This is a genomic window from Mesorhizobium sp. CA12 (assembly GCF_020165255.1).
In the GTDB taxonomy this organism is placed as follows: domain Bacteria; phylum Pseudomonadota; class Alphaproteobacteria; order Rhizobiales; family Rhizobiaceae; genus Mesorhizobium.
The window spans coordinates 31,940-58,304 of the sequence record NZ_JAIUHT010000023.1 but is presented as its reverse complement, the minus strand read 5'-3'; the positions used below and the strand labels follow the sequence as shown (position 1 = coordinate 58,304).

General features: G+C 59.7%; 19 protein-coding genes and 4 pseudogenes. 8 read left to right on the top strand and 15 right to left on the bottom strand.

Annotated features, from left to right (window positions below; genetic code table 11):
* Positions 1-139: 139 nt before the first annotated feature.
* Both LB520_RS27010 and LB520_RS27005 read left to right on the top strand, forming a co-directional pair.
* Positions 140-1,234 (top strand): HlyD family secretion protein, encoded by a 1,095-nt coding sequence (locus tag LB520_RS27010; RefSeq protein WP_224639967.1) that lies wholly within the window; start codon positions 140-142, stop codon positions 1,232-1,234.
* Positions 1,231-2,850, top strand: coding sequence for an MFS transporter (locus LB520_RS27005; RefSeq protein ID WP_224611188.1), 1,620 nt, complete (start codon positions 1,231-1,233; stop codon positions 2,848-2,850). Before LB520_RS27010 ends, LB520_RS27005 begins: the two co-directional genes overlap by 4 nt.
* A 154-nt stretch (positions 2,851-3,004) precedes the next feature.
* On the opposite strand, the gene LB520_RS27000 is transcribed toward LB520_RS27005, so the two are convergent.
* From LB520_RS27000 to LB520_RS26980, 5 genes and pseudogenes are all read right to left on the bottom strand, one after another.
* The gene (locus LB520_RS27000) at positions 3,005-3,145 is read right to left on the bottom strand and encodes a hypothetical protein (RefSeq protein WP_263481804.1); all 141 of its coding nucleotides are present in this window, start codon (positions 3,143-3,145) and stop codon (positions 3,005-3,007) included.
* 171 nt (positions 3,146-3,316) lie between these two features.
* Positions 3,317-5,725, bottom strand: a complete 2,409-nt coding sequence (locus tag LB520_RS26995) for a PAS domain-containing protein (protein ID WP_224611186.1) — start codon at positions 5,723-5,725, stop codon at positions 3,317-3,319.
* Positions 5,726-6,166: 441 nt separating this feature from the next.
* Positions 6,167-6,694 carry a beta-class carbonic anhydrase gene (locus tag LB520_RS26990; protein ID WP_224530453.1) on the bottom strand — a complete coding sequence of 176 codons (528 nt, stop codon included), beginning with the start codon at positions 6,692-6,694 and terminating at the stop codon, positions 6,167-6,169.
* A 308-nt stretch (positions 6,695-7,002) separates the two neighbouring features.
* Positions 7,003-7,407, bottom strand: a complete 405-nt coding sequence (locus tag LB520_RS26985; protein ID WP_224633712.1) for a hypothetical protein — start codon at positions 7,405-7,407, stop codon at positions 7,003-7,005.
* 3 nt (positions 7,408-7,410) lie between these two features.
* Positions 7,411-8,306 (bottom strand): annotated as a pseudogene (locus tag LB520_RS26980) (tyrosine-type recombinase/integrase).
* Between the two features lie 193 nt (positions 8,307-8,499).
* Between LB520_RS26980 and LB520_RS26975 the strand changes: the two are divergent.
* Both LB520_RS26975 and LB520_RS26970 read left to right on the top strand, forming a co-directional pair.
* Positions 8,500-9,132 carry a tyrosine-type recombinase/integrase gene (locus LB520_RS26975; RefSeq protein WP_224611184.1) on the top strand — a complete coding sequence of 211 codons (633 nt, stop codon included), beginning with the start codon at positions 8,500-8,502 and terminating at the stop codon, positions 9,130-9,132.
* Between the two features lie 544 nt (positions 9,133-9,676).
* The gene (locus tag LB520_RS26970; RefSeq protein ID WP_224633713.1) at positions 9,677-10,705 is read left to right on the top strand and encodes a hypothetical protein; all 1,029 of its coding nucleotides are present in this window, start codon (positions 9,677-9,679) and stop codon (positions 10,703-10,705) included.
* A gap of 427 nt (positions 10,706-11,132) precedes the next feature.
* On the opposite strand, the gene LB520_RS26965 is transcribed toward LB520_RS26970, so the two are convergent.
* The 8 genes and pseudogenes from LB520_RS26965 to LB520_RS26930 form a co-directional block, all read right to left on the bottom strand.
* A complete protein-coding gene (locus tag LB520_RS26965) occupies positions 11,133-12,131 on the bottom strand; it encodes an SIS domain-containing protein (protein ID WP_224611182.1) in 999 nt (332 codons plus the stop codon).
* Between the two features lie 17 nt (positions 12,132-12,148).
* The gene (locus LB520_RS26960; RefSeq protein WP_224611181.1) at positions 12,149-13,105 is read right to left on the bottom strand and encodes an N-acetylglucosamine kinase; all 957 of its coding nucleotides are present in this window, start codon (positions 13,103-13,105) and stop codon (positions 12,149-12,151) included.
* Positions 13,102-14,208 carry an ABC transporter ATP-binding protein gene (locus tag LB520_RS26955; protein WP_224530434.1) on the bottom strand — a complete coding sequence of 369 codons (1,107 nt, stop codon included), beginning with the start codon at positions 14,206-14,208 and terminating at the stop codon, positions 13,102-13,104. Before LB520_RS26955 ends, LB520_RS26960 begins: the two co-directional genes overlap by 4 nt.
* Positions 14,209-14,222: 14 nt before the next feature.
* Positions 14,223-15,071, bottom strand: a complete 849-nt coding sequence (locus LB520_RS26950; RefSeq protein WP_224530431.1) for a carbohydrate ABC transporter permease — start codon at positions 15,069-15,071, stop codon at positions 14,223-14,225.
* Positions 15,068-15,955 (bottom strand): carbohydrate ABC transporter permease, encoded by an 888-nt coding sequence (locus tag LB520_RS26945; protein ID WP_224530427.1) that lies wholly within the window; start codon positions 15,953-15,955, stop codon positions 15,068-15,070. Before LB520_RS26945 ends, LB520_RS26950 begins: the two co-directional genes overlap by 4 nt.
* Before the next feature lie 65 nt (positions 15,956-16,020).
* Positions 16,021-17,295, bottom strand: coding sequence for an ABC transporter substrate-binding protein (locus LB520_RS26940; protein ID WP_224530424.1), 1,275 nt, complete (start codon positions 17,293-17,295; stop codon positions 16,021-16,023).
* A 136-nt stretch (positions 17,296-17,431) separates the two neighbouring features.
* Positions 17,432-18,577 (bottom strand): ROK family transcriptional regulator, encoded by a 1,146-nt coding sequence (locus tag LB520_RS26935; protein WP_224611180.1) that lies wholly within the window; start codon positions 18,575-18,577, stop codon positions 17,432-17,434.
* A 963-nt stretch (positions 18,578-19,540) separates the two neighbouring features.
* A pseudogene (locus LB520_RS26930) lies at positions 19,541-19,717 on the bottom strand (IS110 family transposase); the annotation flags it as partial.
* Here LB520_RS26930 and LB520_RS26925 point away from each other — a divergent pair.
* Positions 19,713-19,844: pseudogene (locus tag LB520_RS26925) on the top strand (phosphatase PAP2 family protein); the annotation flags it as partial. The pseudogenes LB520_RS26930 and LB520_RS26925 overlap by 5 nt on opposite strands.
* A gap of 8 nt (positions 19,845-19,852) precedes the next feature.
* Here the strand turns inward: LB520_RS26925 and LB520_RS26920 are convergent.
* On the bottom strand, positions 19,853-20,335 hold the full coding sequence (locus LB520_RS26920; RefSeq protein WP_224639966.1) for a DUF2127 domain-containing protein: 483 nt from the start codon (positions 20,333-20,335) through the stop codon (positions 19,853-19,855).
* Positions 20,336-20,374: 39 nt separating this feature from the next.
* Here LB520_RS26920 and LB520_RS26915 point away from each other — a divergent pair, with 39 nt between their 5' ends.
* Positions 20,375-20,917, top strand: coding sequence for a phosphatase PAP2 family protein (locus tag LB520_RS26915; protein ID WP_224639965.1), 543 nt, complete (start codon positions 20,375-20,377; stop codon positions 20,915-20,917).
* A 59-nt stretch (positions 20,918-20,976) separates the two neighbouring features.
* Positions 20,977-21,222: a DUF6894 family protein gene (locus LB520_RS26910; protein ID WP_224639964.1), complete on the top strand. Its 246-nt coding sequence runs from the start codon at positions 20,977-20,979 to the stop codon at positions 21,220-21,222.
* Positions 21,223-21,346: 124 nt separating this feature from the next.
* On the opposite strand, the pseudogene LB520_RS26905 reads toward LB520_RS26910, so the two are convergent.
* Positions 21,347-22,144, bottom strand: a pseudogene (locus LB520_RS26905) (IS110 family transposase); the annotation flags it as partial.
* 98 nt (positions 22,145-22,242) lie between these two features.
* On the opposite strand from LB520_RS26905, the gene LB520_RS26900 reads away from it, so the two are divergent.
* Complete coding sequence (locus LB520_RS26900) at positions 22,243-26,304, top strand: HigA family addiction module antitoxin (RefSeq protein WP_224639963.1); 4,062 nt, start codon at positions 22,243-22,245, stop codon at positions 26,302-26,304.
* Positions 26,305-26,365 lie beyond the last annotated feature (61 nt).

The window sequence follows — 26,365 nt, the reverse complement described above, 5'->3', positions numbered from 1 at the left end:
ACGTCTGGATTTTGATGGAGACAGGTTTCGTGAAACTCCACTGGCCGCCCACGATCTGCAACATCACCGATCATCTTGCAGTCAGGGGCGCGAACATCTCCATCGACGGCGAGTGCGTCGATTTGAGGCCGAGGCAGCCATGAGCCGAGTTCGCAGGATCGCAATCGTCATCGTTGTCCTTTTCGTGACATCGCTGGCGGCTTCGTGGGGCTGGCAGTGGTTCACAATAGGCCGCTTCGAGGAAACGACTGACAACGCATATCTGCGTGGAGACATCACCAGTATCGCTCCGAAGCTCGCCGGCTATGTGGTGGAGGTCGACGTAGACGACAACGCGAGTGTTTTGAAGGGCGCTGTCCTGTTTCGAGTCGACGACAATGATTATAGGGCCAAGGTGGAGCAGGCGAAGGCCAACGCCGCCGCCAGGAAGGCGGAAGTTGACAACATCGTGGCGACCTCTGCATTGCAGAAGGCCTTGATCGTGCAGGCCGACGCGCAGAGGCAATCAGCTGCAGCCGATCTGCAGTTTGCGCGCTCCAACCTTGACCGCTACGTCACCCTGCAGAGGAACGGGACCGCGAGCGATCAGAAACTGGAAGATGCGCATGCCGCTTATGACAAAGCAAAAGCATCGGTGGATGGCGCAGACGCCAATGTTTTGGCTCAAGGGCTGAAGTTAGACGTACTGGGTGCACAGTTGGCCAGCGCGGAAGCAGCCCAATCACAGGCGCAGGCTGCGCTCGACCTAGCTATGCTCGACCTGTCCAACACGGTGGTGAAGGCCCCGATCGACGGAATTGTTGGCAATCGTCAGATACGTGTCGGGCGGTATGTCACTGCGGGTACTGCGGCGTTGGATATTGTTCCTGTAAAAGACGTTTGGATTGTCGCGAATTTCAAGGAAACGCAGCTAGAGCAGGTAAACATAGGGCAGCGGGTACGTGTGACTGTCGACGAGTATCCAGACCTCGAAATTGACGGCGTCGTCGACAGCTTCTCTCCCGGCAGTGGTGCGGCATTTAGCCTGCTCCCGCCAGACAACGCCACGGGAAATTTTATCCGCGTCGTTCAGCGCGTGCCGGTCAAGATCAGGATAATGCGCAACCCCTTGCCCGGCCGCCTGGTTCCTGGCCTTTCGGCTCGTGTTGCTATCGCCGTCAGCGCCGGAGACGCTTGGGCGGCGGCGCTGAAACCACAGACCGGCGGAATCGCGAACGGACAACCAATACAGTGACCCACCCTGTCGAAAAGCGGTCGGCGCAGCACCTTTTCGACGCGCGGCTGCGCGCTTTATTCGTAACAGGCGCTGTTGTACTGGCCGCGCTCATGGATGCGGTCGCATCCACTGCTCTGTCCATCGGTCGGATCGGCCTGCTTGGCGACATCCACGCAACGCCGGACGGACTGGCGATGATCGATATTGTTTTCATCGCCGCTAAGCTGACTTCCTTCCTTGTCGCTCCACTCCTTGTCAGAGCGGTCAGGCCTACTGCCTGCTTGCGCGCGGGGGCTGTCATCCTTCTTCTGGCCTCGGCTGCAATGACATTGTCGGCCGATCTCGTCTGGATTTGCGTCTGCCGCGTTGCCCAGGGGCTGGCCGGTGGCACAATCCTGGTCGCCGGCCAGACCTTATTGTTTTTCCGGTTTCCGCATCGACACCAGCCGGTCGTTCAGGCTGTTTTTGCTACAGGTGCCGTGATGGCTCCGACGACAGTCACGCCTGCTCTCCAGGGTTGGCTCGTCGACCATCTCACCTGGGACTGGATATTTCTTGCCAACATTCCGCTGGGCCTCGCCTCCCTTATCCTGCTGGCAGCGGAGGGTGACGCGACATTTTGGCGAGATGCCAAGCTTCCTATCCGCAGGGTAATTTTACTTGGTATCGGTACCACGCTTTTGACCTACGTCCTGCTGCAGGGCAGCAGGTTCAATTGGTTCGATGACACCGACATTGCTGTCCTTGCCGCGCTCGGTGTCATGTCTGTCGGCCTTCTGGCTATCTGCGAAATCGGGTTCCGTCCACGAGGCTCTTTGTTGCCGATCTCGCCACTTGGCGATCCGGACTTCCGCTTCGGACTTCTCGCCAGCCTGCTTGCTGGCTTTGCCCTTTCTGGCAGCGCCTATCTCATTCCCACTTTTGCCCTGACCGTCCTCGATTTCACCGCCACGGGCGCGGGAGTGCTTCTCCTGCCTAGCGGAGCCGCGCTTGCGCTGGCACTTCTGCTGTCGGGCCTTCTCATCGAAAAGGCGGGGATACGTGCGATCATGCTTGCTCCATTCGGAATTTTGCTCTTCGCCGGAGCCATGTGGCTGCTGTCTGGTTCGACGAGCGGCAGCGGTTCGGCGGACCTGGCCGTTCCGTTGCTCCTGCGCGGATTCGGTCTTGGTCTTCTGTTCATGGCGTTGACGCTGATCACCCTCCAGGGGCTTGCGGCCGGCGCGCTTCCGTTCGGCATTGGCCTGTTCAATTTTGGCAAGCAGGTTGGTGGTTTGGCCGGCACGGCCCTTCTGCAAACATATATTGATCACCAGAATGCCTATAACCGAACGATACTGGCTGCCCACGTTGTCAGTGGCGATCCCGCGGCTGACCAGCGCTTGAGGGCTGCTGCGAGCGCTTTGGCGTCAAACGGTATCGACAGCACTGCAGCGACAAAGGCCGCGGTCTTATTGTTGCAGCACGCGCTCGACAAGCAGGCCGCCGTTATCTCTTTCGATGAAGCTTTCTTTGCTTTCGTCCTGCTGTTCGCGGTCGTGGCGCCGTTTCTCATTCTGGCCAAGCGATTGCTCAGCCTCGGAGCCGTCAGGCGCAACCGGACAGCCGCGCATAAGCAAGCCATGCTTCGGTGATGCCATATCTACTGCGAAATTCCGGTTTCACACATTCATGGCATCCCGAGCGAAACTCAGAGTTTTGCGATCCTTTCCGCTCCACCTCCGGCGAGACACGGCGTCTTCTAAATTAGCTTTACTCTATCGAGCGCCTCTACCGAGAGCGGCTTCGCTAATCGGCTTGAATAGACATGCAACCGCGTCCCGACCACCCTAACGGGCGGATCGACTCGTCGCGATGTGCCGTAATGAACACCACCGAAATGTCGTGGCAGTGACGCCTGAGCTCGGTTCTCAGTTCGGGCCCCGTCATATCGGGCATTGCGATGTCGAGGATTAGGCATCGCGTCTTTCGAGGTCTTTCGAGCGGAGAAATGCCTGTGCGGAGGGAAAGGCCTGAACGGGGTAACCGAGCACTTTCAGCAGATCAGGCAAAGACTCGCGCACAGACTCGTCATCGTCGATGATTGTCACGAGGGGGCGCTTAGGCATTGGGGCTTCCTTCGTGGGATGCCTTCGCACCTTGTGGCGTGTGCCCCGCGGGCTCGGTTGGAACAACCTGCACCGCAGGCTGCGGGATCGCGAACGAGAAGCTCGCCCCAGTGTCGGCGTTTCGGCTTGCCCAGATGCGGCCGCGGTGATGCTCGATGATTGACCGACTGACAGATAGACCGATGCCCATGCCGGTCGGCTTGGTCGTATAGAACGCGTCAAAGAGTCTATTGATACTCTCCGGGTCGATACCTACGCCGTTGTCCTTTACCGTCAGTTTCACTTGACCGTCTTCGTCCATTCCCGTGCTGAGTGTGACGCGCCTCGGTAGATCCTCGATCTCGCTCACAGCATCAGCCGCGTTAAGAAGAAGGTTCAACACGACCTGCTGAAGCTGCACACGGTCGCCAACGATCTTCGGCAGGTCAGGCGCGAGATCAACCTCGAGGTCCACCCGTCCTCGCCGCAACTCTATGGTCGTCAGGGCGAGCAAATCTCGCACAGCCTCGTTGAGGTCGACTGACTCGGTGGTCTCACTTTTTTTGCTGAACAAGGCGCGCAGCTTGCTGACGACTTCGGCGGCGCGATTGCCATCGCGAATTGTGCGCCGCGCGGTTTCGCGCGCGCCCTCGATGTCTGGCGGATTGGACGCGAGCATGCGCAGTCCGGTGCTGGCGTTAGTAATGATACCCGAAAGCGGCTGGTTAACTTCATGAGCGATCGACGCCGTCATCGCCCCAAGGGTGCTGACCCTCGAGACGTACGCCAATTCTGTGCGCAGCTCGTTGACAGCCTCCTCGGCCAATCTCCGCTCTGTAATGTCCTGCATGGTGCCAACGAAGATCTTCTGCCCGTCAACTTGAGTGTCCGGGCGCGATTCTGTGCGCAGGTATTTGACGCGGCCGTCGGGCATGCGGAGTCGAATGTCGTAATCGTGATCCACAATACCGGCCTGCGCCTCTGCAAGCTTAGTCGTCAGCAGCGGGATGTCGTCGGGATGGACCCGGGTGGCGATCTGCTCAACCGTAATCGGCACGCTCGAATCGAGCTCGAAAATCCGGTAGAGTTCTTCCGAAAAGAACGTGATCTCCCTTGTCGCTAAGATCCACACGAAACTTCCGGTGGAGCTCACGCGCTGCGCATGCGCGAGCGAGGCTTCGCTTTTCACCAACTCGTCTTCGGCGCGTTTGCGATCCTCGATGTCAGTATTGATGCCGTACCACCTGACGACGGCTCCGGTTTCGTCGCGTAGTGGGCTCGCTCGGAAGATGAACCACCTGTATTTGGCGTCGGCACCGCATAGCCGCGTCTCGCACTCGGCGCTCGAGCCGGTCTCCCGGGCTTTCTCCCATGCGGCACCCAATCGCTGCAAATCCTCTGGATGCACTCCCGACGTCCAGCCCCAGTCCGCTAAGTCGTCGAGCGATCGCCCAACATAGTCGAGATAGTGCTGATTGAAGAAGTCGGCCGCGCCGTCTGGATGTGCTGACCAGGCCAATGCCGGGATGGCATCGACGGTGACTTGCAGGTTGCGCTCGCTGGCCGCGAGGGCTTGCTCAGCATGCTTGCGATCGTCGATGTCATTCATCAGGCAGTACCAGCGGATGATGCGTCCATCGGCATCTTTGGCTGGGAGACCACGGACCTGGAACCAGCGATACGCCCCGTCGAAGCGCCGCAGTCGCGTTTCCGTGTCGATCGGACGTCCTGAATGGAAAGATCCCCTCAGGACTTCGACGTGGTGTTCGACATCGGCGGGATGGACCGTGCCGTTCGTCGGCCAATTCGAAAATTCCTCGAGCGTCTGGCCGAGATATTCAAGGAACTGAGCATTGACGTCTTCGGCGGCACCGCTCGGCGCGAAGGTGGCGATCAGGCCGGGGGTGGTGTTCACCACTAGCCGGAGTTGACCCTCGCTTTCGCGCAGCGCTAGCTCCGCCTTTTTCTGATCATCGATGTCGGTCAGCACCCCATACCAGCGGAGGATGCGGCCATCGGCGTCTCGCAACGGATTGTTGCGGACCTGGAACCATCGATAGACGCCATCGAACCGTCGTATCCGAGTTTCGAACCGGCTTTCTCGATCCAGGGTCATGAACGTTCGGAAGTACTTCAACGTCCCACCGAAGTCGTCGGGATGGACCATATCGGTCGTCGTCCATTGCTTCAGTATCTCAAGCGTGCGCCCGAGATATCCCAGAAGCCGTTTGTTTGCGTCCGTGATTCCGGTCTCTGGAGAGACTACGATAATGCCCGCTGGAAGGGTGTCGAGCGTCAGGCGCAGCTCACTTTCACTGGCCCGAAGCGCGTCCTCCGCAAACCGTCGCTTGGCCACTTCGCGATGGAGTGCTTCGTTAGCGCGAGCGAGCTCCGCCGTAAGTTGAGGTATGTCCATTTCCATTTGGCCGCCTGTCTCCCGTCGAAGCCTTCGGCCGCGTAGGATTCCAGGCTGCTCCTGGGCGGCAGTCGCCACAAATGCCGACCCCGGCATGACCGGCCAATTCGGTACACCCGCCAGCAGCGCTAGGCAACTTCAGGAAGCTCCCGCCTTGAGCAGACCAAATCAAATTACATTGGTGGCACTCGTCGCACGACCGTCGGTCGCTGGACCCGAGGTGCTCGAACACGGTATGGCCCAACCGGCACGGCAGAGTTAGCAGAGCGCAAGACTACTGCTTCCTCCGCGGGCCCGGCTCACCAACGACCGCTCTCACGCGGCGCTTGAACGGATCGGACGGCGGGGATGCGGCGCAAGTCAAATCCACACTAGCCGCGACCTGCGGCACCATTTACTCCACACTCGGACGGGATGGGCCCTCTCCACCACCGCTGGCGAATATATTCATTTCCGCTCTGACAACTCCTCGCTTTCCACCGTCACTTCCGTCAAACCACCGGTGTCGACATCAAAAATAAAGCCGCGCACGGGAACGTCTTTAGCAATCCATGGGTGCGACCTAATTTTCGTTATTTGCTCTTTCGTGTGGTTTTCAGGATCTTTATATGAGAAGAATCGCATAGGGGCCGGCGTTGCGTCGCCAGTCTGCGCGCTGAACTTTGTGTTCAAATCCTCGTCTGTAAAGCTCGTGAATCCACAGCCGGTGTGGTTGAGCAGCATAATCTCTGCTGAGCCCAGTACCCGGGTGGACACAATAAGTTCCCCCATCACATCATCTGTTACAGCCGGACCGCCAGTGCGAATTACGTCCATGTCGGCATTGTTCAAACCTAAGATTCCCTCTAGATCAGAGAGCCGCGGATCCATGCAGGTTACGACGGCAATCTTGGGCCGAGGGTGCGCCCCCAGCTTTGAATCATACCCCTGAGCATACCGCTCATTGGCCTCTAGAGCCTTATCGATGAGACTCATGATCTTCTCCTTGTTTAGCAATCCGCTTCAATTGCGGCAGTCATAGTCCGCTGGAGAGCTGCCGCTGTCGATGAGACCAAGGTGTCGGGTGGACCGACAAATTGCCGACTGAATGTCGGCCATTTCCGACCAACGGGCAGAAGCCAGGAAGCGGACATCGCCGGCCGACAACGACACAGGCCGAGTCGGCAGCAACTCCTCTTTCCTTTGGGCCGCTGAAGCGTACCGGCGGAGTTTTGGTGCCTTTTCACGGCTCGTACTTCGGCGCCACGTGAAGAACGTTCGAACTCACACGTGGGAATTCGAACTCACACGTAGAACTTGAACGGTTGGCGTTCCTCTCCCTTCGCCGAGCCCATCGTGAGGACGTCTCCAACAATCCGTGCGAATCGCACGGTGACGGGCAGGCCATCATTGAAGTTGCACGAGTTGTAGTTGATCTTGGTGAGACCCATAATGTCTCCCAAGACCGCGCGGATCTCGGACTTCTCGTTCTTGTTGCGCATCACTGTGATGTGCAGCGGATTGGGTGTTTCCGGCCCGATATAGGTGTCGAGCTGCGGTACGTAGCCCGTCGTCCAGAGATAGGCCGTCTGATCATCGAGCAGGAGGGCGGTCCCACGCAGCACAGGATAGTCGCCATCCCGAAAGAGCTTCGCAACTTCCGCCCGCCGTGCCCTTGCTGCGGCGGACGCATGATCGAGGTTGCGCACGGCTCAGCCATCGGGCGAGGTCTCTCCCGGTTTGAACAGCCCAAGCTTGTCAAGCGGGCTCGTGACCGTGCGCACCGTCCGGGTCGCGACCTTAGCGTAGAGGGCGGTGTTGTTAAGCTTGGCGTGCCCGAGCAGGACCTGAATGATACGGATGTCGGTGCCGTCCTCCAGCAGGTGGGTGGCGAAGCTGTGGCGCAGCGTGTGCGGCCCGACCCGCTTGGCCATGTCGGCGGCATGTGCCGCCTCGACGACGATGCGATAGGGCTGACGCGTGCTGATCGGCTTCATCGCGTGCTGCCCCGGGAACAGCCAGCCGTCGCGGTGCGTCACGCCCTGCTGCCGCCCAACCTTCCACCACTCATGCAGAAGCGTGAGCAGATCCTCCGACAGCATGGCGTTGCGATACCGCCCGCCCTTGCCGCGCTCGACGCGCAGCAGCATGCGCTCGCTGTCGACGTCGGCGACCTTCAGCATCGACACCTCCGCTACACGTAGGCCGGCGCCATAGGCGACCGAGAGCGCCGCCTGGTGCTTGAGGCAGGTGGTGGCGTTGAGCAGCCGGGCAACCTCATCGCGGCTCAGCACCACGGGCAGGTTACGCGGATGCGCAAGCCGGACGAGCCTGCGCGCCAGGTCTGGGCGGTCGAGCGTCTGGGTGAAGAAGAAGCGTAGCGCCGACACAATGCTGTTCATCGTCGGCACGGGGACGCCATCCTCCTGCTGCTCGATCTGGAACCGGCGCAGGTCGTCGGCGTCGCCGTGCCCGGTGAACGCCCGAGGAATGTCGCCGGGCGTCCGATGTTGCGCTGCTTCTCCCGCGAGAAACGCCGCATGTTCATGTCGTCGATCAGCCGCTGGCGCAGTGGGCTGATCGGTGCATCGAGAGCGGGGTGGGTCATGGTCAGGCTCCTTGTTGAAGAAGCCCGTCATGCTCTGCCGCTGCCGGACGACGCTCAATGCGAGCGCGACGCCCGGCCCGTAACCGCTACCTCAAGCGTAGGCGCCCTCCCGCGCAGCGGGTTCGTTCTCCGGCCCCAGAGCGGTGACCCGCACCGTTTCTCCTTCGGCCAATCAAGGCCGAGGAGAACTCAAATGGGCCATTCTCAGTTCGATGATGCTAGCCGCGAGCGCGCAGCTTGGAATACTGGAAAGAAGGTGGGAACCAAGCGTCCGCTCACGCAGAAACAGATCTGGGCCGTCCGCTTCTTCCTCGATCGCGAGCGCCGCATTCGTGACCGTGCGCTGTTCGATCTTGCGATCGACAGCAAGCTTCGCGGCTGCGACCTGGTCAAGATCAGGATTCGTGATCTGGTCGCGGGGCCGGAAATTAGGACCCGCGCGATAGTAGTTCAGCAAAAGACGGGCCGTCCAGTCCAGTTCGAGATTACCGGCGACGTGCGAGCCAGCCTTCTGGCTTGGCTTGAAAGGCGTGGCGGCAAGATCGACGACTATGCATTCCCGAGCCGGATCAATCACGCCCGCCACATGAGCACGAGGCAGTATGCCCGCTTGGTTGACGAGTGGGTGACGGCGATCGGTCTGCGTCCAGAGGAGTATGGCACCCACTCACTGCGTCGCACGAAGGCATCTATGATCTACAAGGCGACAGGAAATCTTCGAGCCATCCAAATCCTGCTTGGGCATTCCAAGCTCGAGAACACCGTTCGGTACCTTGGCGTAGATGTGGAAGACGCACTGCTCTTAGCAGAGCGAACTGAAATCTGACATTTGGGCGGTCACCCGATGCACCACGGATGACCGCTTCAGCCTCCCGGATACGTTCTTGTTCTGGCTGTCCCGGGGTGGATTGCTGACCGACCGCTTTTGGCCATCAGTATTGGGAAGCGGCCATTCAGGTGACCGTCGTACATCGACGGCAACAGCCCTATCGGCCGTACAAGCAATCCTAATCGCGCCAGAAACAGATGTTCTGCGGCGCCAAGCCAATGCGCACGCACTGCGCCACAGAATGGCAAGCGCGCCTCGTTTTGCACAACCGACGGTGGTCGCTTGCGGTACATGGGCGATGTACGGAAGTGTATCATGAAAAGAGTTGGTGAATCTGCCTCATGTTATGCTACAAGCCGTGCCCCTCTGACTGGAGAAAAGGAATGTGGGCGTACGTAGATGAGACAGGCAACACGCTGAATAACCTCTTCGACGAAGAGCAGCCGTTGTTTATCACCGCAGCCTTCATGACGAAGACAAATTTCGATCTCTTGCGAAGGCGAGCATCGCTGCCATTGCCAAGAAGGTTGGTACGAACGCCTTGCATGCGAACGTCCTCGGTGTAGCCAAGATCGAACAGATCGCGCCCGACCTCCTGAAGCTCCTGAAAAAGACGGACTGCCGCTTCTTCGTCTCCCGCGTCGAGAAGAAGTACCTCGCCGCCTGCAAGGTGATCGACGTCTATTTCGATCAGGGTGAGAACAAGGCGGTGCCGTGGTCGGCTTACTGGCTCCGCCATCTGCGCCTTCTGCTTACGTTCAAGATGGCGAGCTTCGTCATTACGCCGGAAATCGCGTCGATCGTTTGGGACTGCGTGACGGCCAAAAGTGAGTTTACCTCGAAGAAGCACTTCGTTCAGGGCGCAGAAGCTATGCTGGATAATGTTCAGTTCGTACCTGATGCCCGCAGCCGCGAGATCATCACTGACGCGCTTGAGTGGGCGATCGCCAATCCGGAGGAGTTCTCGACCCGTATGTCAGAGAAGGCTCGGCGGTATCAGCATTCGCCGAATTTCGTAGCGTTCACGAGCCTGCTGGAGGGTCTGCAGAATGCGTCGGAGCGTTGGAAGCGGCCTGTTCGCGAGATCGTCCACGACAAGCAGGCTGAGGTCGAAGAGGTGTTTGCGACCTGGCATGCGACCGTCTCCAAGCCCGAGCTTGCGAATACAGAGGGACTTTTATGGCCAGGCGAAAGCAAGCCGTTGATGGTCCAGAAGGTGACCGGGAGCACGTTCCGGACGGCCACTGAAGAGGAGAGTGCAGGTCTGCAGGTGGTCGATGTCGTTCTGTGGTGCTTCAAGCGCGTCTTTAGCGGAAAGGAAATCGGACAGGACACTGCAAAACTGGTGAACTGGGTTATGCAGCGCGCTTACCAGAACGATTTCTCGTTCGAAGGCGTCGGTAGGCAGGTTGAAGCCGAGCTCGGCAAAATTATGGATGCCGACATGCCTGAGGAGCAACTCGCTGAAGGGCGCAAGCTGTCGGCGGACATGGAAGCACAGCGTCAGGCTCTCGTCGCCGCTCACGCCATCGAGAAGGCAGGGAGGCGAACTGAGGGTGTGGTCACTTGACGGCAAATAGTTGTGGCCGGTCACCCGATTACGCCGACAGTCGGGCGTATCGGGAACGGCGGCTTTCGCGAAACCGTCGATGACCTTGGAACGACCGCAATGGGGTCGTCAGTCGAATGACCGCTTTACCGGATTCCTCGGCCAAAACCGGACTGTCGGCAAGCGGCCCCAGTCACGCCATCGAGGCGGCACTATGATCGCGGCTGCGACGACGATCAAGCCGCGGTCCGGATCTCCACGGCTTGCTTCCAATGTGTTGATGACCCTTGCCGACATTCCGGTGGCTCACCCGTAGGCGACCGGATTGCGCTCAGCATCGGTCGCTGCGCCTTGCACTAGACTGGCTGTGGTTCCTTTGATGCTTGCCCCGCCCTTTCGGGCGAAGGCAAAAAACAGTGGGTGCCTCGATCTCGTGAATTAACGAGAGTCAAGCCGCTTCAGGCACCTTGGTGTCGGACATGCGATAGCGAAACTTGGTGTCCGTGAGTCCGGCCGCATCCGAAAGCGTTGCTGCAAGAAGTTGGGCGATGATGATATCCACGATCGCCTGCGCTATCAGATTGTCGCATCGCGGCACCTTGATGACCGTCAAAAGCCTGCCGTCATCGATTCCCTCTGCCGTCGTGACGAGAAGCGCGGGGCAGCCGATGCTTTCCAGATATTGCGCCAATTCGACCTCGCGCCCCCCACCAAACAGAACCACCGCAGTGGTCTCGTCCATCGACTCCATCGGTCCATGCAGGTAGTGGCGGGTATCGTAGGCCGAGGCTGGGATCCGCGATGCCTCGCGAATCAAAAGCGAAGCCTCATCGGCCGTGCCGAGCGAGGCACCGGCGCCGACGCAGTCAATGGCGCGACGGGCAGACAACAGCTTCCCCAGTCGATCCATCTTCGCGGCCGCGGCGCTCAAAAGCTGGCCGACAAGGGACGGAATCTCAGCGAAGGCGTCATCACGCACGCCCATGAGTTTCTGCACTGCCATACCAGCGGCCAGCAACGTGGCGGTGTAGCCGGTGCTCGATGGTGTGGCATCAGAGCCGTTCGCCAGCCGTAAATGCAGGTTCGCTGCGCGCGCCAGGGGACTCTCGGGATTGTTGGTGATGGCCAGGCGGCGGGCCCCTGGCAGCTTTTCCAGCGCGGCGACCGTCTCGACGCTGCGGCCACGATGGGACAGGCCGATCAACGCATCACAAAGGTCGTTGCCTTTGGCCATGTCCACCGAGCGAATCGCGAATGCGCGTCGGTTGCGTGTCTGAAGCTCGGCTGCCACGACGACGGCCGCAGCATAGCTTGCGCCTATGCCGGTCACGCCGATGACCGTCCGATCCAAGGACGACATGTCTATCTCTGCTAGCTCGTCGCGCACGGCGGCATAAGTATCGGCAAGGGCTTCGGGCTGGCGAGCGATGGTGGAACGATAACTCACAGTTTTTCCTTTCTTGGTCACAAAAATACCGGTGCGGAGGCTATTCCGCGCGCGGAAGGTATCTCGATCAGGCAGCTGGCGAGACGACAGGCGCCCTCGACGGGTTGCCCGGTGAACAGATGCGGCGCTATGCGCCCTGCGGAAGCCTCGGCCAATCCTTCCGCGAAGGCATTCCACAACAGGGGCTGCCCCGCGATAACGCTACCTCCGGCCACCGCATGAACGGCACCCGCGCCGCGAACATCCAGTAGCGCGGCCATATGAGCGAGAGCCCGCCCACCTTCGCGGATGACGCCCGCGGCAAGGGCCGATCCCGCTTCCGCCGCCTGGAAGATTACTGCGGCATGGCTTCCCACTGCCGTCGCCGACCGCATTTCCGACAGAGAGCTGCCCAGACGCGGAAGCGAAGGAACCCGCAACGCGTCGAAAATTGCCTCGACCAGAGGCTCACCGCGGCCGCCGCCAGCATCGAAATGGTGTGCAACGGCGCGCACGGCCTCCCGCACAAGACCGGCGGCGCTGCCCTCATCACCGACGATCCAGCCCCACCCTCCGGCAACCAACATGCGATCGGGCGCGGGCCGACAAACCGCGATCGAACCTGTGCCAGCCACCACGCCGATCTGCCCGGTGAGGCCGAGCGCAAGGGGCATCAGCTCGGCGTCGTTGACCACTGCGACCGGGGTGTTGGTGCGCGTCGACAAGGCTGCATGAAACGCCTGGCATTCCGCCGCGTCGTCGCAGCCATGGGCGCCAATGCCTATCGCGCCAAGCGGAGTGCCCTCGGCCAGACCCGCCGCCAAATCCAGTAGCCGCTCGGCATCGCGATCCCAGTTGCGCACCCGCCAGTCGCCGGTCGGCAGCACCATGTCGCGTGCCGCGCCGCCTGCCGTGGATTTGACCCGCAGATGGGTCTTGGTGCCCCCAATATCGATTCCGACGATCACGGCAGTCTCATCCTTGGACCGGTTCATCCGCGAGATCCATTCCCACCCCGAATGCGTCGGCCGTCCGACGTGAAGACAAGTGCATGACGAAGGTCGGCTTTGGCCCGCAAGGTTCCGTTGATCGACGCGCTGCCCCGTGCAGCCCGCACGACCACCGGGGTTCCATCGCCCAAGTCCATGTGGACGTAGCTCTCCGAACCGACTTCCTCGACCAGCTTGACCTTGCCTTCCAGCTCAAGACCGCCTTCATCGGCGCGCTCAGGCACGGCCAAGAAATGCTCGGGGCGCAAGCCCAGTTCGACCCGGCCCGCGAGCTCAGGCACCGAAAGGGGAAGAATCACCTCAATCGAGTTGGTAACGGCAAGGCGCAAGCTGCCGGGTGCCGCGTCGACAACGCGGGCGGGCAGAAAGTTCATTTTGGGCGAGCCGATGAAACCAGCGACGAACCGGTTGTCCGGGTCGTCATAGAGGTCAAGCGGCTTGCCCGCCTGCTGGACTCGGCCGCCATTCATCACCACCATCCTGTCGGCCAGCGTCATGGCCTCCACCTGATCGTGCGTGACATAGATCATCGTCGTGCCGAGGCGCTTGTGCAGATCCATCAGTTCCGCGCGCATCTGCACGCGCAATTCGGCGTCGAGGTTGGACAGCGGTTCATCGAACAGGAACACCCGCGGTTCGCGGACGATAGCGCGGCCGATGGCGACGCGCTGCTTCTGGCCGCCCGACAGCTGCGCAGGCTTGCGCTCCAGAAGCGTGTCCAGGCGCAGAATCGCCGCCGCACGGCGTACCTTCGCTGCGATCTCGTCGCGCGGTCGATGGGCCATGCGCAAACCGAACGAAATATTCTGGAAGACCGTCATATGCGGGTAGAGCGCATAGGACTGGAACACCATCGCCGCGCCGCGCTGCGCGGGCTCCACATCGTTGATGATCTCGCCTTCGATCGAGATCGTGCCGGATGTCACCGTCTCCAGCCCGGAGATCATGCGCAGAAGCGTCGACTTTCCACAGCCCGAAGGCCCCACGAAAACCACGAACTCCCCGCGTTCTATCGAAAGGTTCACGTCCTCCAGGACACTGTGCGCGTCGAACGACTTCGAGACCGAGGAGATATCCAAAAATGCCATGGGTCGTTCTCCGCTCAGCCCTTGGTTCCTGACATCGCGATTCCTTCGACGATCTTGCGCTGGAAGATCAGGAAGAAGAGCAGCGGCGGGATTGCGGCAAGAAGATTCGCGGTCATCACCATGTCGACCGTCTGGTGCGACAGTGGCGAGTTGAACAGGCCCACCACCTGGCCCACCGTGTAAATTTCCGGCTTCGTCCCGACGATCAGGGGCCACATATAGTTTCCCCAGGTCTGCATGAAGGTGAGGATCGCCAGGGTGACGAGGGCATTGCGGCACAAGGGCAACGCGACGTGCCAATAGATCTGAACATGGCTGGCGCCGTCGAGCCGCGCCGCTTCGATCATGTCCTTGGGGACGGCGCGCATGAACTGCACAAGCATGAACAAGCCGAATGCCGAGGCAAGGCCAGGTACCACCAGACCCCGCATCGTGTTCAGCCATCCGAGCTGCGAGGTCAGCAGATAGGTCGGGATGATTGTGACCGCGGTCGGCACCATAAGCGACAGCATGACGACGCCGAACAAAAGGCCGCGCCCCGGAAATTCGAACAACGCAAACTCGAACGCGGCCAACGAGCCGATAAGCAGCACGCCCGCAATCGTCAGCAGCGCGTATAACAGCGAGATGCAATAGGCGTGGAGGTAGTCCGTCTCGGTGAAAATCAGCCTTATCTTCTCGACGCCGGCCGGAATCGAGGTCGGCCACAGGCGCGGATTGATCGATACCGGCTCGCCCGGCAGGGCAAAGACCACATTGATCATCCACCAGATCGGAAATAGCGCTATGGCAGTCACGACCAGGGCGAGCGCCCATTTCAAAACGGTCCAGACCGAGATGTGGCGGTTGAACAGAGCGGTCATGCCCACCCCTTCAAGCGGCGCAGACCGAACATGGCGGCCGTCACCAAGACAATGGCGAGGGTCAGCAGGAAACCGTAGGCCGCGGCTTCGCCAAAGCGAACGCCCCCGAAAGCGCGGCCCATCATGTCCATCACCGGAAAGAGCAGCGCGTTGCGACGCCCGCCATAGCTGGTGAAGGACGATCCCGTCAGCAGCCACGGCTTGTCGAAGACCTGCATGGCTGAGATCAGGCCGTAGGTCACGACGAAGAACAGCACCGGTCTCAGCATCGGAATGGTGATGTGGACGATCTGTTGGCGTTTGTTGGCACCGTCGAGGCGTGCGGCCTCGTAGAGCTCGGCTGGGATTTCCTTTAGTCCGGCCAGGATGATGACCATATTGAAGCCCGCCGATACCCAAACATCCACGGCAATCAGGGCGTAAAGCATGGTGCTGGTGTCATTGAGGAAGTTGACTGATTGCCCGCCAAACCAGCCGACGATCATGTTGAGCAGCCCGAAGTTCGGCGCATAGATCCAGCGCCAGATAGTGGCGGCCAAGAACGCTGGCAGCACCACCGGCATGAAAAAGGCGTTGCGGAAGAAATTGGCCCAGCGTCCGACGAAACTGTCCACCAGAAGCGCAAGGCCTAGCGCCACCAAAACGCCCAGCGGGACGGTGATGGCGACATAGGTCAGGAGGTTGCGCATCGCCGTTGCGAAATCGCGTGAGAGTACGATCTTCTGGTAGTTGGCGAAGCCGAGATACTCCGGCTTCGCCACCCCGTTCCAGGCGTGAAAACTGTAGTAGAGGCCGCTGAGGATCGGATAAAGGAAGAACACCGCAAATAGGATCATGAATGGCGCGATCATGAGGTAGTGCGGCAGGAGGCGGCGAAGGGACATGGGCGCTCCGTTTGAGCCTGCAGCCGGACCGATCCAGCCGCAGGCGCTTTACGCGTGAGGCGCTTTTACTGGGCCAGACAGTCGTTCAACTGCGAGACCAGCTCTTTCGCGCCCTCCTCCGGAGTGTACTGGCCGTCCGCCGTGGCGGAGGCCATGTCGATCACCTCCGAGTTGTAGCAGCTCGGGACCGAGCCGACGAAATAGGGCGCCGCCACATCCATCGCGCCGTGGGCGGCATCGACCGAAACTTTGATCAGCGGGAGTGCCGCGACCTCTGGATCGGCCATTGCGGCCGCGTTGGCGTTATAGCGTGACAGAAGCTTCGCCCAGCGGGCCATCTGCGCCTTCTCCGTGAGATAGGCGGCGAATTCAAAAGCTAGGTCCGCGTGAGGGCCTGGTGCGACGCCGACCATCTCGTAGCTGCGGATGCCGCCGGTCTTGCCAGGTTCGTCACCAGGAATCAGCGTGAAGTCGTATTTAAGCCCGCTGGCCTTGGCTGCCTGCTCATAAGTCGGGTTTACCCACGGCCCGACGGTATGAAACGCGATTTGGTTCGAGATGAACAGGTCCTTCGTAGCCTGGTCGTTGCGGCTGGTTCCGCTGCTGAGCGGCTTCATGTCGACAAATTTCTTCAAGACCTTGGCCATGATCGCCGGATCTATCTTGGTCTTCTTGTTCGCCCAGTCAAATCCCCAGCTCTCTGTTGAACCTGAAGTCGCATAGATTTCGGCGATCGAATTGAAGACCAGCGTTTCGTCCGGAATGGCATACATTCCAGCATCCTTGACTTTTTTCATCTGGGCGAACCATTCGTCCCAGGTAGCCGGAGGCTTGCTCGTGTCGACGCCAGCTTTTTCCAAGACCGTCAGGTTGCGAAACAACAGAGAACCGAAGCCCGTATAAGGAAGGCAGTAAAGCTCGTCCGGCTTTGGCATGCAGCCCTTCAACGCATCCCGATCGAATTGAGCCCGGAAGCTCTCGGGCATAGCCATCCATTTCGAATAGATGTTCTCCAGGGCATGCACTTCTACCAGCTGAGCGCCCACCGACTGAGCGTTCATGAACACATCCGGCAAGTTTCCGCTCGCGGCACCGGCGACCTGGCCCGCCGTCAGATCGTCGTCGCCCTTGGCGACGATATTGATTGTCACACCGGGATGCCTGGCAGTGAATTCCTTGATGAACTCCTGCTGGAGCGCCAGTGCCTCGCCTTCCCCAAAGTCGGAATAGACCCAGTACTGAAGCGTAACGTCCTCCGCCGCCGCTCCACCGGCGGTTCCGATCGCGGCCAGCGCCGCCAGTCCGGCAAGGCCGAACCGAAATTTGCTCAGCGTGCTCAATGTTTCCTCCCGTTGATGCCTCACAACTGCAAAACGGACAGTCCCTGCTTTGTTAGGCACCTTAACTAACAAAAAAGGAAGAGCCGCCGTCAAGCCTTTTATTGCGACAGCGCGAATGAAATAGCGGCCGTGTTGGCTATTCGCCCAGGACCAGAGGCAAGGCGGTCTCGATGGCTAGGCGTTCGATGCCCAGAACCGTCGCGTCTGCGGCCAGATGCGTGCTGCGGATTTCGACCGGGTAGGAAAGGCGGTTCGCCGTTTCGCGCACCTCCGGCAAGAGAAGGGGCGACGCTCCAAGGCCGCCACCCAGGACCACCAGACCGGGATCGACCACGCTGACGCAGGCGGCGACCAGCGCCCCTATATCCGAGGCGTGGCGGGCAACGTGACGCTGTGCGTCCGGGTGGCCCGCTTCGGCAAGCTTGAGCAATTCCTCGGTGTCTCGCGGAGACGGTCCAGCCGCTGTGGTCCAGTCCGACTGTACGCGCGAGATGAAGGCCTGGGTACCGAGATAGTGCTCGACCTCGCCCGGCAGCGGCTCCGCGCCCGGTGCAAAAGGGAAACTCAGATGGCCGATCTCCCCTGCGGCGCCATTGCGCCCCCGTATCAGTTGATCGTTCAGGATGAGGCCCATGCCGATCTTCAATCCGATCTGCACATAGGCAAAGTTGGCAATGCCGCGCGCAGCCCCATAATGCTGCTCGGCCACTGCGGCACAGTTGACGTTGTTTTCTAAGACGAGCGCTACACCGGCGGGAGGGTTGAATGCACGAAACACGACGTCTTGCCGGCTGGCCTCGACGTCGCCGTCCGGGCCCACGACACGCGTAGGCACCGCGAGCCCGAGCGCGCGCAGCGGTCCCCAATTTCGTTTGGTCGAAGCCCGAATGGCAGTGAATTCGGATGCGACGGCGCGGCTGACCTCTTCGTTGATCGTCAGCTGGCTCTCAGGATAGCGCAGAATGCGGTTCGCCAGTTGCCTGCGGTCGAGCGTGGAGACACGAAGCCGCACATGTGTCGCACCTGCATCAACCGCGATGACATGCCCGGCACCAGGCCCGACTTTGTATTGGGCCGCGCTGCGCCCCAGTGGCCCCTTGATCGCGCCGACCATTTCGACGTAGCCGAGTCGCTCGAGTTCAGCAATCGCAGCCGACATTGTCGGCCGCGAGAGGCCAAGCGCCATTCCGATCTGCGGCCTGGTCGAAGGGCCGTCCTCCACCAGGCGTCGGAACACCGCTCGAGCGCTTCCTGTCAAGAACGGTCCGTTTTTGTCGGACACTGTTTGCTCCGAGGGATGGATCCTCGTCGTTTGATACGAGTTTGCACGATTCAAATCGAGTGGGGTGCTCATTTGGCACATTCGTACTTGATGCAATCGATCATCTCGGAGCCATCTTCTGAGATTAATTTTCTTAGAACCTCACAGACAGGCTCGGCAATCCTCTCTGCCAACGCGGGTACAGGGGCTAGATGCCGAACTGCGGAATGGTATTGGACTGACGCCCTGTGCCTCGTTGGCCCTTCAGTTTCAATACAGAACTTCAATGCGAGAACGGTTGGATCGGGACGAGAGTGGCCTGACCGCTATCGGCCCCATTGTGGAGATTTGGAGAGCAAGCGGCGGCGGTGCCATTTGGGTCGTGCTGACATCCACAACCCTTGAGCGATCGCAGTCCGCGAGTTAAATCGACATGCCTCGCAACGTGCAAATTCCCAAGCAAGCCAAATTACTTGGTGTAAAACCACACATTGCATAAAGCACTCACAATGTGCGGAAACCGAGTAAAATCGTAGGAAAAACAACCAACCGACCGCAGCACAATGTGCACCCTTTTATCTTGCCGTCTTAATCGGTTGTGCTTTGCGTGAACTCTGCAACACCGTACTTCCTCTTCAAAATTGCGATAATACACGCATCTATTCTCTAGGTCACGGTCCAGCGTTCCGGCGTCGAGTTCCGGTCCGCCGTGCAGTCTTCCGCGCTCTGCGACGGGGTGTTGTGGCTGCACGAATGCAGCGCTCGAGCCGTCGTGGCGCAATTTGCCATCCGTCTGACGGAGCAGCGTCACAGGCAATCGAGCGCGGTCCGGCCGTCTTTCGATCGGCGCGGCCGCAGCAGGAAAACGTGTGTTCCGTCGTTCTTGGTCTGCATCGGTCCTCATCCGCCGCAGCGGATCTCCTTTGTCTCAGTTGGCGTCCGTCAACGTGCGGGCGCCATGCGTTTGAACTGCCGCCGCACCGTTCATCGATGCGCTCCGAGCGGCTTGCGGGCCTTCACGTGTCTGCGTTGGGCGACGTCCGTCTTGCTCGCGGCCGGATCGCCGACGTAGAACGTGCCGTCGCTCCAGATCGCGTGCATGATCACCGCCAGCTTGGGCGCCACCGCGACGCAGGCCTTGCGGTGGCAGGAGCGCTTGGCGTTGAGCCGGTTGTATCTCGGCGTCCACTACCCGACCAATGTCCTCGCAGGCTGGTGCGTTGGTTCTGCTTGGGCAATTCTGTGCTGGTGCGTCATCAGATGGGTTGAGCTAAGGCGAAGCAGATAGCTCGGCGATCATGCTGGCCTGTGCCGCCGCACTACCCGCCATTCGTGCCAGATCAGCACCATCACCACGGCGTCAAAGACGGTCAGGACCAAAAGTCCGGGGGAGTGGGTGTAAGACCAACGGTACACTTGGTAGGCCATGAACGCTCCAAGCGCCACGAGCGAGGCAGGATAGGACCACAACTTGCCTCGCAGAAGCCCGACAACCAGCAGCAGTTTTATAAGGCCGTGGCTGAGGAGATAGAAGGCGTAGAACTCCTTGTTGGCGACCGAGAAATGGCTCGCCATCTGCGACAGATGGCCTGCTATGAAATCGTTCGGATCTTCGATCAACTCGTCCTGGGTGAAGGAATTGACCCACGAAGCAATCGCGCCCGTGGTCACGAAATAGAGCAGAATACCACCCAGACATTCGATCAACGCGTGCGCGCCCTTCAGCCAGACGCTGACTTCAAAAATCTGATGGATCCGGCGTTCGTCGACTTCTCTCACAAATCACCTCGTGGTCCACAACAACGGAAGCAAGAACGAATGGATGCAACTCTCACTCATTGGATCAATGCGTTGGCGGGGCTTCATCCCGTGTTCGACAAGGCAATGATCGGCATCTCGCAAATTGGCGTTCCCTTGATGGTTCTGACCGTGGTGCTGCAATGGTGGGTGAAGGCCGATCGCTACCACATTAGACACGCGGCGCTCTCTTCGGGGCTGGCGTTCCTGATCGGGCTCGCGATCAATCAGTTCATCCTTTTGTTCGTCCATCGCGTAAGGCCCTATGATGCCGGCGTCACGCATTTGCTGATCGCCCCCAGCACAGACTGGTCGTTCCCCTCGGATCATGCGACCGCGACGGTTGCGATTGTTGCAGCGTTTGCGATGCAAGGTCTGCCGCGCCGAACCGTTGCCTTCGCTGCCCTGGCGTTTCTGGTCTGCTGGTCGAGGATTTTCATTGGCACCCACTATCTCACTGACGTGATTGGTGGTGCCGTCACTGGTATCGTAGCTGCCATTGTGGTCCGTGCGGTCTATCGCGAGAACTCTCGGCTGGATCGGCTCGTTACCAACATCCTTTAGAGCCGACCTTACGGAAAGGTATTATTTGTCCGGTGGACCTTTCTCAAAACTGCGAGAAAATGAGCCACTATGCCAAGATTTTCTTTGACGTTTCCGATGCCGGGGACGTCTATCACGATGCACGGGGAACCAACCTCCCAAGCGAAGAGGCGGCCAAGATCAAGGGCTTCGCAATAGTCAGCAAACTCATGGTCCAAAAGGGCCGCACCGAGGGTGATGATGTAGTTTGCACCATCCGCGACATAACGGGCCACCAGATCATGCAGATCGCACTTATATCTGGAACGCCTGTTGTCCGCACTTAACCGTCGCTCCCTATCGTCACGCGGCTTGTCGCAGATGCAGGGCCAACCTTGGTCCCTAGTCCCTGACCTCTGCCATGCTGAAGTTCCGCATTCCGACCGCCTGGTCATGATGGCCGGGCCAGGCGTCGCCGGCCTTCGAGATGCGGCCCTGGACGTCGATCGTGGAGCCCGACTGCCAGCGCCGCGACGTCAGCCCGAAGTAGGCGGCGACGTCGCGCGAGCGGCGGAAGCGCGACGGATCGTCCATCGCCGTCATGAACGACAGCGCCGTCACCGGGCCGACGCCGGGGATGGCCATGAAGCACCGGCAGGTTTCATTGCGTGCGACGATCCTCACGACCACATCGTGCAGCCGGCAATACTGTTTCCATAGCGCGGCGCGCGCCGTCAGCATGACGTCCATCAGCTCGGCCGACAGCGGATCATCCGCAACGGCGGTGCGCACCGCCTGCTCGAACGCCCGGCGGCCGACCTTCGTCAGGCGGATGCCGAACGACTTCAGCGACTGCCGGATGGCGTTCTCCAGGTCGAGGAACTTGGCCTTCAGGTTGCGCCGGTGCGTCAGAAGAAGCTTCGTCCGGTAGCAGCTTTCCGACTTGGATATAGGCCTGGCGGGAACCAGCCGGTGCGCATCAGGTGCGCAATGCCCAGCGCATCGGCCTTGTCGGTCTTGTTGCGCTGCGCCGACATCACGCCGCGGACGTGCTGCGTATCCAGGCAGACGGCAGCAGGCCGAGTTTCTTGAGTTCCGGGTGCAGCCACGGCCACAGCGATCCCGCCTCGTGGCCGACGCGGCGAAGTCGTCCGAGGAAAGGATTCAGCATCTCGAGAAACGCCTCGGGATCGGTCACTATATCGCCGTCTGCAGATGCCCCCGCCGCTGGTCGTCGACATGTCTAGCCATCGGAGCCACCATCGGCATCGAGCCTTGCAGTGTGTAGCGCAACACACTACATGCCAATCTGTAGCGCGTCGCGCTACACATTACATATTGCAACACAAAGCATGATAGGATGCCGCATGGAACCCATAAGACGCCCACCGCACCCCGGTCCCTATGTGCGCCAGAACGTCATCCCCACCGGGATGTCCGTGAAAGATGCCGCCAACCGCCTCGGCATCGGCAGGCCAGCGCTATCCAATTTCTTGAACGGGAATTCGGCCCTGTCTCCGGAAATGGCGGTCAGGCTGGAGAAGACGTTCGGTGCGGACCGGCAGCGGTTGCTTGACATGCAAAGCGCCTACGAGCGGCATGAGCGGGGCGCTGATGAAAGGGCCATTGCGGTTCGCGCGTTCGTCCCTAATTTCCTGACTATAAAAGCAACGCAGATCGAGGGCTGGGCAGACCAGATCAACTCTCGCATGCACCTTCCCGTCCTTCTGCGCAAACTGGTGCACTCGACTGGTATCGACCTTCGCCAGGTCGACTTCCCCGGTTACGACAACGCTCAGCGGAAAGGCTCAGACGGATTCGTCGAAGCAGGCGCCGCGACGCCCTGGATTCCCGAGGGACACTCCTATTGGGAATTTGGGACAGATCAAAGGCCGGCCGCCAAGGCGGAGAGCGACTACGCGGCACGGCTGAGTTCGGTTGATGTGGTCGAGAGAGCGAAGAGTACTTTCGTTTTTGTTACGCCACGTAACTGGTCCGGCAAGACCGCGTGGGAGAGGCAGAAGAACCAGACCGGTGACTGGAAGGCGGTTAAAGCTTTCGATGCGAGCGATCTAGAGCAGTGGCTGGAGCAATCCGTGCCGGCGCAGATCTGGCTTGCCGAACAACTCGCAATACCTGTTACTGGCTTTGAGACCCTAGAGCAGGCATGGGATCGCTGGGCGAATGCCAGCGACCCCCACTTAACGCCCGAAATCTTCGCACCTTCTATCGCGGCGTACCGGGGAACGTTCAAGACGTGGCTCGAAAAGCCGAGTGAACAGCCCTTTGTAATTGCCGCCGACTCGCAAGACGAGGCGCTCGCCTTCCTTGCCTGTCTCTTCGGTCACGAGGAATTCCAACACTTCAAAGATCTTGCCGCGGTCTTCACGTCTCCGAGAACGCTCAGGACACTCGTCGCATCCTCGGTGCCTTTCATTCCAATTGTTCATTCCACAGAAGTTGAACGTGAACTAGGGGACGTCCATCGACGGCTCCATTGTATCGTTTTCCGGCCCCGCAATGCCGTCGATACAGAGGCGGACATTGCCCTTGACCTTCTCACCCATGACACTTTTGAGAAGGCTCTCGCCGCCATGGGAGTCGACGAAGGTGTTGTCGACCGGCTCGCACGAGAGTCAGGGCGCTCGCCCACAATCCTGCGCCGGCGCCTTTCGAAGAATGCCGCTATCAAGAAGCCTAAATGGGCCAGCGACGATAAAACGGCAAAGACGCTCGTCCCCTTGACCCTGATCGGCGCTTGGCACGCCGAGCCAGAGGCGGATCGCGAGATACTATCCTATGTGGCCGATCGGACGTACGAGGCGGTCGAGGACGATGTTGTGCGCCTGCTTCGGTTCGATGATAGCCCCGTGTGGTCTGCGGGAAGATATAGGGGCGTTACCTCGAAGATCGACGCCTTATTTGCGATAGCAGAAATGGTCACGGCCGCAGAGCTCGATCGGTTCTTCCTGGCCGCCGAATACGTCCTTTCTGAAACTGATCCGGCGCTCGAACTGCCGGAGGAGAAAAGATGGGCTGCCGCTCTGTATGACAAGACGCGAGACCATTCAGGTGCGTTGCGCGAGGGCATCTGCGAGACGCTCGTAATTCTCTCGGTCCATGGCAATGACTTGTTTCTGAGTCACCTCGGAATCGATGTCGAAAGCCGCGTGGCTGCTCTCATCCGGAAACTCCTGACGCCATTGACGATTGAAAAGCTACTCTCGCACGATCAAGATCTTCCTCGTTACGCCGAAGGAGCGCCCGACGAATTCCTCAAGATCATCGAGGAAGACCTCCGGCGCGATGAACCCGCGATTTTCGGTCTCCTCAAACCGGTCGATAGCGGTTCGTTTTGGGCCTTCCCGTCACGCACTGGCCTTTTGTGGGCATTGGAGTGCCTTGCTTGGAAACCGCAGAACCTGTCGCGTGTCTCGACGATTCTCGCCCAACTGTCGCGTCCGACGATCGAGGACAACTGGGCAAATAAACCGGATGCCAGTCTTCAGGCCATCTTCAGTTCATGGATGCCGCAGACCGCGGCCTCGGTTGAGCAAAGGGTAAAGGTGTTGGAGATGCTCACAAAACGATTTCCAGAGGTGGGCTGGGAGGTTTGCGTTGAGCAGATAAAACCGGGCTCACGAATCGGCAATTACAGTTATCGGCCCCGCTGGCGCAGCGACGCTTCTGGCGCTGGACAGGTCGTCACGAACAATGAAATCTACGAATTCAATCGAAAAGCTCTGGATTTGTTGATTGCCTGGCCGACCCATGACGAGAAGACGCTTGGCGACCTCGTGGAGTCCCTTGAGGGCATGCCCGAAGAAGACCAAACCAAGGTCTGGGAATTGGTCGAGCGATGGTCCGCAAAAGCCGGTGATTCGGCTAAAGCTGCGCTGCGCGAACGGGTCCGACGATTTGCCCTCACACGCCGAGGTCGTCGCCTGAAACTTGAGGCAGCGATGCGGGACCAGGCTCGTGAGGCGTACGACCGGCTTCGGCCCACCGATCCAGTCATCCGTCACGGCTGGCTATTTGCCGATCAGTGGGTTCCGGAATCGGCTGACGAATTTGAAGACGAGGATTTCGATTATCGGAAGCGTGACGAGCGGATCGACAAGCTGCGTCGCGAAGCGATGACCGAGATATGGGTGGAGCGGGGTTTCGACGGCGTTAAGGAATTGCTTGCCAGCAGCGGCGCCGCCGGAATTGTTGGCCGGTATGTTGCGTCGTGTGTCACAGGTTTCAAACCGAGGGTTGATTTCATCCGCTGCTGCCTTTTTCTTGAAGGAGATCTTCGGAGCAAGGCCGAATGGTGCCTACAGGGGTTCCTTTGGGGGATTGAGGGGGAACGCACTGAGGTTCTACAGGCTGCAGCCGATGAATTGGCTGCAATTGAGCGCAGGCGGCTATTGGTGTGTGCACCATTCCAGGAGTCTACCTGGCGTCTTCTGGACGGTTATGGCGAAGAAATCCGCAACGGATATTGGAACAACGTGTTCCCGTCCTGGAACCGGCATACGCCGACCGAGCTCACCGAATTGATTGATCGTCTTCTGGAGGCTAGGAGGCCGCGTGCCGCTTTTCACGCCGTCCAGATGGATTTCAAACAGATCGAAACGTCTCGCCTTAAGCGGCTCCTGCGGAGTGTCGCCACGATAAACGCCGAACCTCAGGGCCACTTCAAGCTCGACCGGCATCACATTTCTGAGGCTCTGGATTCTCTCGACGGTCGTGCAGGGGTCACCCGAGACGAAATGGCCCAACTTGAATTCCTCTTCGTCGACGTCCTCGATCACAGCAAGCACGGAATTCCAAATCTCGAAAGCCAGATCGCGGCGTCGCCTGTGCTATTCGTTCAAGCCTTGGCGCTGGCATTTAAGCGACGCGATCAGGGCGAGGATCCACCGGAATGGAAGGTCGAGAATCCTGAGCAGCGCGCAGCAGTCGCGTCAGCTGCCTACCGGTTTCTTGACCAAATCAAGGCGATTCCCGGCACGAACGAAAGCGGAAGGATCGACACTGCGGTGCTTTCGACATGGCTCGGTGAGGTTCGGCGCTTGTGCCGTGAATACGGCCGAGCCGAGATTGGTGATCACTGCCTCGGCCAGCTTCTCGCAAAAGCGCCAGCGGATGAGGACGGTAGATGGCCATGTGAAGCGGTCTGTGAGGTGTTGGAAAAGATCGCATCCCCCGAGATCGGCAGAGGGTTCTACATCGGAGTTCACAATTCTCGCGGCGCTCATTGGCGCGGCGAGGGAGGCGAACAGGAACGCGAATTGGCTGCCAAATACCGTTGCTGGGCCGAGCGCTTGCACTTTGATTACCCTTATGTCGGTGCGGTGCTTGAAGAGATAGCCGCGTCTTATGAGCGTGAAGCAGGGTGGCAGGATTCCGAAGCGACTATCACAAAGAGACTTCGACACTGAAAATGCAAAACAGCGGCGGTCACGGACTGGGAACAAAATAACTGTGGTGCGTCCTTCAATG

Coding starts and splice junctions, on each gene's coding strand:
- LB520_RS27000 (WP_263481804.1), bottom strand. CDS start 3,145: ATGACGGGGCCCGAACTGAGAACCGAGCTCAGGCGTCACTGCCACGAC.
- LB520_RS26975 (WP_224611184.1), top strand. CDS start 8,500: ATGGGCCATTCTCAGTTCGATGATGCTAGCCGCGAGCGCGCAGCTTGG.
- LB520_RS26995 (WP_224611186.1), bottom strand. CDS start 5,725: ATGGAAATGGACATACCTCAACTTACGGCGGAGCTCGCTCGCGCTAAC.
- LB520_RS26955 (WP_224530434.1), bottom strand. CDS start 14,208: ATGGCATTTTTGGATATCTCCTCGGTCTCGAAGTCGTTCGACGCGCAC.
- LB520_RS27010 (WP_224639967.1), top strand. CDS start 140: ATGAGCCGAGTTCGCAGGATCGCAATCGTCATCGTTGTCCTTTTCGTG.
- LB520_RS26990 (WP_224530453.1), bottom strand. CDS start 6,694: ATGAGTCTCATCGATAAGGCTCTAGAGGCCAATGAGCGGTATGCTCAG.
- LB520_RS26950 (WP_224530431.1), bottom strand. CDS start 15,071: ATGACCGCTCTGTTCAACCGCCACATCTCGGTCTGGACCGTTTTGAAA.
- LB520_RS26900 (WP_224639963.1), top strand. CDS start 22,243: ATGGAACCCATAAGACGCCCACCGCACCCCGGTCCCTATGTGCGCCAG.
- LB520_RS26945 (WP_224530427.1), bottom strand. CDS start 15,955: ATGTCCCTTCGCCGCCTCCTGCCGCACTACCTCATGATCGCGCCATTC.
- LB520_RS26915 (WP_224639965.1), top strand. CDS start 20,375: ATGGATGCAACTCTCACTCATTGGATCAATGCGTTGGCGGGGCTTCAT.
- LB520_RS26910 (WP_224639964.1), top strand. CDS start 20,977: ATGAGCCACTATGCCAAGATTTTCTTTGACGTTTCCGATGCCGGGGAC.
- LB520_RS26960 (WP_224611181.1), bottom strand. CDS start 13,105: ATGAACCGGTCCAAGGATGAGACTGCCGTGATCGTCGGAATCGATATT.